General features: G+C 78.6%; 1 protein-coding gene. It reads left to right on the top strand.

What is annotated here, in order from left to right:
- A partial coding sequence (locus DW309_RS06515) for a glycerate kinase (protein WP_136044899.1) occupies positions 1 to 295 on the top strand: 295 nt, incomplete at both ends.

Genomic DNA, 295 nt, shown 5'->3' with positions numbered 1-295 from the left:
GCCACCTCGGCAGACCCCGGGGCGGCCCTCGTGCGCTGGGGTGCCGTCCTCGCCCCGGGGGCTGCCGAGGTGGCGGAGCTCATCGGCCTCGCCGACGCCGTCCGGGGCGCCGACGTGGTGGTCACGGGCGAGGGGTCGTACGACGGCCAGTCCGGCGACGGGAAGGTGCCGTCGTTCCTCGCGGGGATGGCGGCCGCGGCGGGCGCACGCCCCCTGCTCGCGGCGGGGCGCATCACGCCCGACGCCGACGTCGGGATCTTCGCCGCGACCGTCTCCCTGACGGTCCTCGCCGGCT

The organism is Microbacterium sp. K41, assembly GCF_004794395.1.
In the GTDB taxonomy this organism is placed as follows: domain Bacteria; phylum Actinomycetota; class Actinomycetes; order Actinomycetales; family Microbacteriaceae; genus Microbacterium; species Microbacterium sufflavum.
This window is presented reverse-complemented; position numbering and strand designations above follow the sequence as displayed.